Origin of the sequence: Pseudomonas faucium (assembly GCF_021602585.1) — a bacterium.
Classification (GTDB): Bacteria; Pseudomonadota; Gammaproteobacteria; order Pseudomonadales; family Pseudomonadaceae; genus Aquipseudomonas; species Aquipseudomonas faucium.
In genome coordinates this window covers 22,215-29,997 of the sequence record NZ_BQIP01000038.1, presented here as the reverse complement: position 1 = coordinate 29,997, position 7,783 = coordinate 22,215, and the positions used below count along the sequence as shown (strand labels likewise).

The following is a 7,783-nucleotide window of genomic DNA, read 5'->3' as shown; positions in this document are numbered from 1 at the left end:
CATGAAGAGCAGGTTCCATCGGGTCGGCCAGACATCCTAGCCGAGCATGGGAGCGGGGCGTGTGGATTTTTGTTGGTGTATGGGGGGCTGGCTTGGGAGTTGTGTGAGGGCGACCATCGCGCGCCGCAAACCTCAAGACAGGCCCACCGCCACACCGCTACCTATGCCTGATAGGCCATGGTTGCCAGCCTGGGTGGCACGACGCGATTTCTCGGCGGGCGCCAAAGGCGGACAACCATGGCCTGACAGACCGTGGCACGTTGCAACAAATGTAGGAGCGGATTTATCCGCGATGCGCCGCGCGGGCGGCGCGCGATCTCACCGACACTGAAAATCCCCCGTCGAGCGCAAGAATGAACAGCAGTTTCAGCGTTGAAACGACGCTGTTCACACTTGCAATAAAACACAATCTACACACTCGAAAATGAATCCCAAAATACTGATCTGTAAGGTATTTCTAAAATAAAACACAATCTGGCAACCATCTTGCTTACTGCTCCATCACGTGTGAACAGTGAGTTGGATCGACCATGCCAAGCAGTCATTTCGCGCAGCAAGCCAGCGCTCGCATCGACGTCGCAGACGCCCATGAGGTGCTGTCTGCCTATCTACAGGCGCGCCTCCACGGTCAGCCGGTGCGCATCACCCACAGCGAGCGCCTGTCCGGTGGCGCCATCCAGGAAAACTGGCTGCTCCAGGCCGAAGTAGCCGGCGTGCCCCAGCGCTGGGTGCTGCGCACCGACGCAGCCACCGCCGTGGCGGCGAGCATGAGCCGCGAGCAGGAGTTCGCCGTGCTCAGCGCCGTGCACCAGGCCGGGGTAAAAGTGCCCGAGCCACTGTGGCTGTGCCAGGTGCCGGAAGTGATCGGGCGTGATTTCTTCATCATGCAGGCCCTGGCCGGCAGCGCCGCTGGCCACCGCCTGACCAGCGGCGAAGGCAACCCGGCCCTTTGCCGGGAGCTGGGGGCCAACCTTGCGCGCCTGCACCAGCTGCGGCCACCGCAGGCGGCGCTGGCGTTCCTGCCCGCGCCGGTTGCCGATGCGGTGCAGGCCAGTGTCGATCAGTACCGCAGCTACCTCGATGCCTTGCCGGGCAGCCACCCGATCATCGAATGGGGCCTGCGCTGGTGCGAGCTGAACAAGCCCGCACCCCTGGCGGCCTGCCTGATCCACCGCGACTACCGCACCGGCAACTACATGGTCGAGGGAGGCCAGTTGAGCGGCGTGCTGGACTGGGAATTCGCCGGCTGGGGCGACCCGCGCGAAGACCTGGGCTGGTTCACCGCCCGCTGCTGGCGCTTCGCCCGGCCACAGCTGGAGGCGGGCGGCATCGGCCACCTCGACGACCTGCTGGCCGGCTACCGCAGCGTCGCGCCACTGGCCCTGGACCGCGACACGCTGCGCTTCTGGCAGGTGATGGCGCACCTGCGCTGGGCACTGATCGCCCTGCAACAGGCCGAACGCCACCTCTGCGGCCAGCAACGCTCGCTGGAGCTGGCGCTGACCGGGCGCATGGTCAGCGAACTGGAACAGGAACTGCTGTTGCTCACCCAAGGAGGCCGCCCATGAACCAGCCCGATGCCCACGACCTGCTGCTCACCGCCCGCGATGCCGTGCTCCAGCAGCTGTTGCCCGCCTTGCCGGCTCATCTGCACTACGAAGCGCGGATGGTGGCCAGCGCCTTGCTGATCGCCAGCCGCGAGCTGGCCCAGGGCGCGGCCTGTGCCGACACCGAGCGCCAGGCCCTGGGCGGCTTGCTGCAAGGCCAGGCGACCCCGGAGCAAGCCCGCAGCGAGCTCGCCCGACGCATACGCCAGGGCGCCTACGACGCGCCCGGCGAGGCCCGCGAGCGCCTGCTGGCGGCGCTGCGCCGCATCAACCGCGCGCAGCTGTGCATCAGCAACCCCAAGGTACTGGCCCATGACTGAACAACCCGCCCAACCCGTGCGCCGGCGCCGCTGCTACCTGGTGCGCCACGGCCACGTCGACTACTTCGACGCCAGCGGCCGCCCCCTCGACCCGCGCAGCGTGCCGTTGTCGGCCCAGGGCCTGGCCCAGGCCCAGGCGCTGGGCCAGGTGCTGGCGCAGGCGCCGTTCGACCGCGCGGTGTGCTCGAACTACCCGCGTACCCGGCAGACCCTCGACCAGCTGCTGGGCCGCCGAGAACTGCCGGTGGAAGAACGCGCCGAACTGCGCGAGATCCGCGCCGGCCGCCTGCGGGAAATCCCCCGCGAATGCCTGCATCGCGAAGTGGCCCAGGCCTACCAGCTTGCCGACCGCCCCGAGGCTGCGTTCTTGCGCGGCGAGCCGTGGCTTGCGTTCCAGCAACGGGTGCTGGGCAGCTTCCAGCAACTGCTGCAGGAGCCGCACTGGAACGCGCTGCTGCTGGTCAGCCACGACGCGGTCAACCGCATCCTCCTGGCCTGGGCCTGCGGCGCCGGCCTCGGCGCCCTGGCCGCCTTCGAGCAGGACCCGGCCTGCCTGAACATCGTCGACATCGACATGGTCGGCCCGCAGGTGCTGCGCGCCTACATCCGCACCCTCAACTACAGCGCCTACGACCCGGGCAAGGCGACCATCGACAAGACCGTCATGGAGCATGTGCACGCCTCCATCGACCCGCGCCGCCTGCACGCCTGAACCCATTTGCCTACAAGGAACACCGCCATGCATTTCGCCCTGTCTGCCGAGCTGACCGCCCTGCAAGCCAAAGTCCGCCAGTTCGTCGCCGATGTCGCCATCCCCCTGGAGCGCGACCCGCGCCAGACGCCCCACGGCCCGAGCGCCGAGCTGCGCCAGGTGCTGCTCGACCAGGCCCGTGAACACGGCCTGCTGACCCCGCATGCGTCGCGGGGCATGGGCGGCCTGGGCCTGAGCCACATCGAGAAGGCGATCGTCTTCGAAGAGGCCGGCTACTCCACCCTGGGCCCGGTGGCGCTGAACATCCATGCCCCCGACGAAGGCAACATCCACCTGCTCGAACAGGTGGCCACGCCGGCGCAGAAAGCGCGCTGGCTCAAGCCGCTGGTAGAGGGCCGCATCCGCTCGTGCTTCGCCATGACCGAGCCGAGCCCGGGCGCCGGCTCCGACCCTTCGATGCTGACCACCCAGGCCGTGCGTGACGGCGACGACTACGTCATCAACGGCCAGAAATGGTTCATCACCGGTGCCGAGGGCGCGCAGCTGGCGATCATCATGGCGCGCATGGAGGACGGCAGCGCCACCCTGTTCCTCACCGACACCGACCGCCCAGGCTTCATCCTCGAGCGCATGATGGACTCGCTCGACAGCTGCTTCGCCGGCGGCCATGCGGTGCTGCGTTTCGACAACCTGCGCATCCCCGCCAGCGACGTGCTGGGCGAAGTGGGCAAGGGCTTCCGCTACGCCCAGGTGCGCCTGGCCCCGGCGCGCCTGACCCACTGCATGCGCTGGCTGGGCCAGGCCCGCCGCGCCCACGACGAAGCCTGCCGCTACGCCAGCCGCCGGGTGTCGTTCGGCAAGCCCTTGGGCGAGCACCAGGGCGTGGGCTTCATGCTCGCCGACAACGAGCTGGACCTGCACACCACGCGCCTGGCCATCTGGCACTGCGCCTGGGTGCTCGACCAGGGCGAGCGCGGCAACTTCGAGTCGAGCGTGGCCAAGGTGCTCAGCTCCGAGGCCATCTGGCGGGTGATCGACCGCTGCGTGCAGGTGCTGGGCGGGCAGGGCGTGACCGGCGAATCGATCGTCGAGCGGATCTTCCGCGATGCGCGCAGCTTCCGCATCTATGACGGCCCGAACGAGGTGCACCGCATGAGCCTGGCGAAGAAGATCCTGGCCCGCACGCAGGTGGCCGGATGAACCTCGACAGCTATCGCGACCAGGTGGTGATGATCACCGGCGCCGCCAGCGGCTTTGGCGCCTTGCTGGCCGAGCGCCTGGCCGGGCTGGGTGCCCGGCTGGTGCTCGGCGACCGTGACGTCACGGGCCTTGAGCGGGTGGCCGGGGCCCTGCGCGAGGCCGGCGCCACGGTGCTGGCGGTGCCTTGCGACGTGACCCGCGAGGTGCAGGTCAAGGCCCTGGTGGACGCGGCCTTGGCCACCTTTGGCCGGCTCGATGTGGGGGTCAACAATGCCGGCATCCTCACGCCGATGAAGCGCTTCGTCGACACCACCGAAGAAGAGCTGGACCGCAGCCACGCGGTCAACACCAAGGGCGTGTTCTTCTGCATGCAGCAGCAGATCCGCCAGATGCTGCTGCAAGGGGGCGGGGTGATCCTCAATGTCGCCTCCATGGCCGGGCTCGGCGGTGCGCCCAAGCTGGCCGCCTATGCCGCGGCCAAGCATGCGGTGGTGGGGCTGACCCGCACCGCGGCGGTCGAGTACGCCCGCCGTGGCATCCGCGTCAATGCGCTGTGCCCGTTCTACAGCGCAACGCCCATGGTCACCGGCAGCGAAGTGGGCGAGCAGCAGGCGTTTCTCGCCCAGGGCTCGCCGATGAAACGCCTGGGCACCCCCGAGGAAATCGTTGCGGCGATGTTGATGCTGTGCGCCCGCGAAAACAGCTACATGACCGGCCAGGCAATTGCCGTGGATGGCGGCATCTCGGCGTTCTGAGCCTTGCCCCAGGCGCCCTCGGCACTGAAACCGAGGGCGCTGTCATGAACTGAAAAACCGTTGTCGTCCGATGATAAGCGGCGCAAGGCGCAACGGCCTAAATTGCCCTTCAAGACGAATGTTGCAGTTCGACAATAACGACAAGAAGGGAGATTGGCATGGCCAAAGCGGTACGTTTCTACGAAACCGGAGGGCCTGAGGTCCTGCGCTACGAAGACGTCGAAGTCGGCGAACCGGGCCCGGGGCAGGTGCGCCTGCGCCACGTGGCGGTCGGCCTGAACTACGCCGACACCTATTTTCGCAACGGCACCTACCCGATCCCGCTGGCCAACGGCATGGGCGTGGAAGCCTCGGGCGTGGTCCAGGCGGTGGGCGAGGGCGTCAGCCACGTCGCGGTCGGCGACCGGGTCACCTACACCGGCTTTCTCAACACCCTCGGCGCCTACAGCACCGAGCGCCTGATCCCGGCCGCGGCGCTGATCAAGCTGCCGGAAACCATCGCCTTCGAAACCGCCGCGGCCATGACCATGCGCGGCCTCACCGCGTCGTACCTGATGCGCCGCCTGTACGATTTCAAGCCAGGCGACAGCATCCTGCTGCACGCCGCCGCCGGCGGTGTCGGCCTGATCGTCTCGCAGTGGGCCAAGCTGCTCGGCCTGACCGTGATCGGCACCGTGTCCACCGACGCCAAGGCTGAAGTGGCCCGCGCCCACGGTTGCGACCACACCATCAACTACAGCCACGAAGACGTGGCCAAGCGCGTGCGCGAGCTGACCGATGGGGTGGGCGTCAATGTGGTGTTCGACAGCGTCGGTCGCACCACCTTCATGGGCTCGCTGGACTCGCTCAAGCGCCGTGGCCTGATGGTCTGCGTGGGCACCGCCTCCGGCACCATCGAGCCGTTCGACCCGCAGATCCTGGCGATGAAAGGCTCGTTGTTCATGACCCGCCCGGCGCTCGCCGACTACATCGCCGACCCTGCGGAAAAGGCCAGGCTTTCCAGCGAGCTGTTCGACCACGTGGCCAGCGGCCGCATCAAGATCGAGATCAACCAGCACTACGCCCTGCAGGACGCGGTCCAGGCGCACCGTGACCTGGAATCGCGCAAGACCACCGGCTCGTCGATCTTCGTCATCTGAGGAGGGCAGCGCCATGCAAGTCGAACAATTGACCTGCGCCATCGGTGCCGAGCTGGTTGGCGTCAGGCTGGCCGATGCCATACACGATGACGGCCTGTTCGCCGAGATCCGCGCCCAGTTGCTCAGGCACCGGGTGCTGTTTCTGCGCGACCAGGACATCAGCCGCGCCGAGCACGTGGCCTTTGCCCGGCGCTTCGGCGAGCTGGAGGACCACCCGGTGGTCGGCAGCGACCCCGAGCACCCGGGCCTGGTGCAGATCTACAAGTCGCCGGACACCCCGATCGACCGCTACGAAAACGCCTGGCACACCGACGCCACCTGGCGCGAGGCGCCGCCCATGGGCTGCGTGCTGCGCTGCGTGCAAGCCCCGGCGGTCGGCGGCGACACCATGTGGACCAACATGGTGCTGGCCTACGCCAACCTGCCCAGCGAGATCAAGGCGCGCATCGAAGGGCTGCGTGCCCGCCACAGCATCGAGGCCAGCTTTGGCGCGGCCATGCCGATCGAGAGCCGCCTGGCGCTCAAGGCGCGCTTCCCCGATGCCGAGCACCCGGTGGTGCGCACCCACCCGGAAACCGGCGAAAAGGTGCTGTTCGTCAACGCCTTCGCCACCCATTTCAGCAACTACCACACCCCTGAGCGGGTGCGCTTCGGCCAGGACGCCAACCCCGGCGCCGGCGACTTGCTGCGCTACCTGATCAGCCAGGCCTATATCCCCGAGTACCAGGTGCGCTGGCGCTGGAAGCCCAACAGCATCGCCATCTGGGACAACCGCAGCACCCAGCATTACGCCGTCATGGACTACCCCGCCTGCCACCGCAAGATGGAGCGCGCCGGGATCATGGGCGACGCGACTTTCTGACCCTACAAGAACAAGATTGAGGACCCGCACATGCAATTTTTCGACGACTCGCTGCACCCGGAAAACATGGAAAAGGTGGTGATCACCGTGGCCCCCTACGGCCCCGAGTGGATGCCCGACGACTTCCCTGAAGACATCCCCGTGACCATGGACGAGCAGGTGCAGAAGGCCGTCGATTGCTACGAGGCCGGCGCCACCGTGCTCCACCTGCACGTGCGCGAGCTCGATGGCACCGGTTCCAAGCGCCTGTCCAAGTTTAACGAGCTGATCGCCGGTGTGCGTGAAGCGGTGCCGGACATGATCATCCAGGTCGGCGGCTCGATCTCCTTCGCCCCGGAAGGCGAGGGCGAGGCGGCCAAGTGGCTGAGCGACGACACCCGGCACATGCTGGCCGAGCTGACGCCAAAGCCCGACCAGGTGACGGTGGCGATCAACACCACCCAGATGAACATCATGGAGCTGCTGTACCCCGAGTACCTGGAAGGCACCTCGCTGGCCAACCCTGCGATCATCGCCGCCTACAGTGAAATGACCGTGCCCGCCGGCCCCGCCTGGGTCGAGGAGCACCTGCGCCGGCTGCAGGCCAGCGGTATCCAGCCGCACTTCCAGCTGACCGGCATGCACGCCCTGGAAACCCTCGAGCGCCTGGTGCGCAAGGGCGTCTACAAAGGCCCGCTGAACCTGACCTGGATCGGCATCGGTGGCGGCTTCGACGGCCCCAACCCGTTCAACTTCTTCAACTTCGTGCACCGTGCGCCGGATGGCTGCACGCTGACCGCCGAATCGCTGCTCAAGAACGTGCTGCCGTTCAACACCATGGCCCTGGCCATGGGCCTGCACCCACGCTGCGGCATCGAGGACACCATCATCGACCAGCACGGCAAGCGCTTCAGTTCCGTGCAGCAGATCCAGCAGACCGTGCGTGTGGCCCATGAGCTGGGCCGCGAAATCGCCAGCGGCAAGGAAGCCCGGGCGATCTACCGCATCGGCGAGCAGTACGCCAGCGTTGAGCAAACGCTGCTGGCCAACGGCATGGCGCCCAACCGCCGGTCGGGGCAAAAGGGCGTGCCGCAGCGCGGCTGATAGGCTCGCCGGCCCCATCGCCGGCAAGCCGGCTCCCATAGGAACACCACCGAACCTGTAGGAGCCGGCTTGCCGGCGATGAGGCCGGAACAAGCAGCACCGTTT

The 7,783-nt window shown here is 67.4% G+C and carries 8 protein-coding genes; all 8 read left to right on the top strand.

The window, feature by feature from the left end:
- The first annotated feature begins 530 nt into the window (after window positions 1-530).
- Window positions 531-1,568 carry a phosphotransferase family protein gene (locus L6D75_RS26220; RefSeq protein WP_176516967.1) on the top strand — a complete coding sequence of 346 codons (1,038 nt, stop codon included), beginning with the start codon at window positions 531-533 and terminating at the stop codon, window positions 1,566-1,568.
- Window positions 1,565-1,927, top strand: coding sequence for a DUF6285 domain-containing protein (locus L6D75_RS26215; RefSeq protein WP_176516982.1), 363 nt, complete (start codon window positions 1,565-1,567; stop codon window positions 1,925-1,927). Before L6D75_RS26220 ends, L6D75_RS26215 begins: the two co-directional genes overlap by 4 nt.
- Window positions 1,920-2,639: a histidine phosphatase family protein gene (locus L6D75_RS26210; protein WP_176516983.1), complete on the top strand. Its 720-nt coding sequence runs from the start codon at window positions 1,920-1,922 to the stop codon at window positions 2,637-2,639. The genes L6D75_RS26215 and L6D75_RS26210 overlap by 8 nt, the downstream gene beginning before the upstream one ends.
- A gap of 27 nt (window positions 2,640-2,666) precedes the next feature.
- Window positions 2,667-3,839: an acyl-CoA dehydrogenase family protein gene (locus L6D75_RS26205; protein WP_176516986.1), complete on the top strand. Its 1,173-nt coding sequence runs from the start codon at window positions 2,667-2,669 to the stop codon at window positions 3,837-3,839.
- Window positions 3,836-4,594: an SDR family NAD(P)-dependent oxidoreductase gene (locus L6D75_RS26200; protein WP_176516988.1), complete on the top strand. Its 759-nt coding sequence runs from the start codon at window positions 3,836-3,838 to the stop codon at window positions 4,592-4,594. The genes L6D75_RS26205 and L6D75_RS26200 overlap by 4 nt, the downstream gene beginning before the upstream one ends.
- A gap of 158 nt (window positions 4,595-4,752) precedes the next feature.
- Window positions 4,753-5,733 carry a quinone oxidoreductase family protein gene (locus L6D75_RS26195; RefSeq protein ID WP_176516990.1) on the top strand — a complete coding sequence of 327 codons (981 nt, stop codon included), beginning with the start codon at window positions 4,753-4,755 and terminating at the stop codon, window positions 5,731-5,733.
- Window positions 5,734-5,746: 13 nt separating this feature from the next.
- On the top strand, window positions 5,747-6,595 hold the full coding sequence (locus tag L6D75_RS26190) for a TauD/TfdA dioxygenase family protein (RefSeq protein WP_176516992.1): 849 nt from the start codon (window positions 5,747-5,749) through the stop codon (window positions 6,593-6,595).
- A gap of 30 nt (window positions 6,596-6,625) precedes the next feature.
- Entirely contained in the window at window positions 6,626-7,678 is a 1,053-nt protein-coding gene (locus tag L6D75_RS26185; RefSeq protein ID WP_176516994.1) for a beta-keto acid cleavage family enzyme, read from the top strand.
- Window positions 7,679-7,783 lie beyond the last annotated feature (105 nt).